Genomic DNA, 326 nt, shown 5'->3' with positions numbered 1-326 from the left:
CTCGACGGCGTCGTCTGCTCCGCCCAGGAGGCACCGAAGCTTAAAGTCGAGCAGGGCGCCGACTTCAAACTGATCACACCGGGTATCCGCCCCCTGACGGCCGATAAAGGCGACCAGCAGCGCATCATGACGCCCACAGATGCCCTCAAAGCCGGTTCCGATTACCTCGTGATCGGCCGTCCGATTACTCAGGCGTCTGACCCGCTGGCTTCCTTGGAGGCTATTCACTCCGAAGTGATTGGACTCTAGCCCTATCCGGCCCTCGAATCCTGACCTAGCCTTTGAGTAATGGTGGCAGGGACAGCTGGCAGGGCTTTCCAAAACAC

Annotated in this window: 1 protein-coding gene; it reads left to right on the top strand. The window is 59.8% G+C overall.

From position 1 onward, the window contains the following. Window positions 1-249 (top strand): orotidine 5'-phosphate decarboxylase / HUMPS family protein (locus B2W52_RS03380; RefSeq protein WP_286801278.1); only part of this gene is annotated, 249 nt, incomplete at its 5' end. Window positions 250-326: the final 77 nt, after the last annotated feature.

This window comes from Marinobacter sp. UBA2498 (genome assembly GCF_002341575.1).
GTDB classification, from domain to species: domain Bacteria; phylum Pseudomonadota; class Gammaproteobacteria; order Pseudomonadales; family Oleiphilaceae; genus Marinobacter; species Marinobacter manganoxydans.
Note: the sequence above shows the minus strand (reverse complement) of the source record. Positions and strands in the feature narration are given on the sequence as shown.